Origin of the sequence: Actinoplanes solisilvae (genome assembly GCF_003999975.1) — a bacterium.
Lineage (GTDB): Bacteria > Actinomycetota > Actinomycetes > Mycobacteriales > Micromonosporaceae > Actinoplanes > Actinoplanes solisilvae.
Genome location: NZ_RJAC01000103.1, coordinates 1 through 647 on the forward strand (window position 1 = coordinate 1; position 647 = coordinate 647).

At 66.6% G+C, this 647-nt stretch carries 1 protein-coding gene; it reads left to right on the forward strand.

Features of this window, described 5'->3' with window-relative positions; all coding sequences use genetic code 11:
- Positions 1-14 precede the first annotated feature (14 nt).
- Complete coding sequence (locus EER30_RS46770; RefSeq protein WP_127509824.1) at positions 15-599, forward strand: DoxX family membrane protein; 585 nt, start codon at positions 15-17, stop codon at positions 597-599.
- Positions 600-647: the final 48 nt, after the last annotated feature.

Below are 647 nucleotides of genomic sequence, written 5' to 3' on the forward strand. Positions count from 1 at the left end.
TCTGGGAGGACATCATGACCACCATCGGCCGGGGAACCGCCGCTCACCTCGAGAAGGTCGAGGCGCCCGGCTCCATGCTGACCAGGACCGCCGCGCGGGCGCTTGCCGTGTTGCGTATCTCTACCGGGTTTGTTTTCCTGTGGGCGTTCTTCGACAAGACTTTCGGGTGGGGGTTCGCGACCCCGGCGGAGCGTGCGTGGGTCAATGGTGGTTCGCCGACCAAGGGGTTCCTGTCGGGTGTGGAGGTGGGCCCGTTCCAGGGCTTCTTCCACGGTATCGCCGGGGATTCGTGGGCGAACTGGTTGTTCATGCTGGGTCTGCTCGGTATCGGTCTGGCTTTCGTGCTCGGTATCGGTATGCGTCTGGCGGCTGGTGCTGGGGTGGTCATGATGGCGCTGATGTGGGCGGCCGAGTGGCCGTTGGACAGGACGACCGGTGCCGGTGAGCCGAGCGGGTCGACCAACCCGGTCACCGACTATCACTTCATCTACGCGGTCGCGGGGATCGTGCTGGCGCTGACCTATGCCGGGCACACCTGGGGTCTGGGCCGGTGGTGGGCGTCCCTGCCGATCGTCCAGAAGAACCGCTGGCTCATCTGAGCCACGGCTCCGAGCCCGGCCGCTTGATGGCGGCCGGGCTTGCGCGTG

Coding starts and splice junctions, on each gene's coding strand:
- EER30_RS46770 (WP_127509824.1), top strand. CDS start 15: ATGACCACCATCGGCCGGGGAACCGCCGCTCACCTCGAGAAGGTCGAG.